The organism is Vibrio sp. 10N.222.49.C9 (genome assembly GCF_041474985.1).
GTDB lineage: Bacteria > Pseudomonadota > Gammaproteobacteria > Enterobacterales > Vibrionaceae > Vibrio > Vibrio crassostreae_C.
In genome coordinates this window covers 1-294 of record NZ_JBFRVD010000956.1, presented here as the reverse complement: position 1 = coordinate 294, position 294 = coordinate 1, and the positions used below count along the sequence as shown (strand labels likewise).

Below are 294 nucleotides of genomic sequence, written 5' to 3'. Positions count from 1 at the left end.
ACCTCACCTCGCAATGTCTGATTCCGGAAAAATCCGCAGAAGAAGAGGAACTGCCCACTCACGTAGAGGCAGATTCTCTCGATGGTATCAACGGTAAAGAAGCCACTTACCGAGGCAATGTAAAGGTTACCCAGGGAACAAAACGCGTTAATGCGGATACCGTAACCCTTTATCAAGCTGAAAATACCATAGTTGCAAGAGGCAATGTGGAAATGTCTGACGGTCAAATTAAGACCGTATCAGAAACCGCAACCTCCAATTTAGACACTGATGTCACCACTCTAGAAATGGCAA

Annotated in this window: 1 protein-coding gene; it reads left to right on the top strand. The window is 45.6% G+C overall.

The genetic code is table 11. The annotated features are described in order from the left end of the window. The coding region (locus tag AB4585_RS26390; RefSeq protein WP_372171714.1) for an LptA/OstA family protein at window positions 1–294 on the top strand (294 nt) is incomplete at both ends.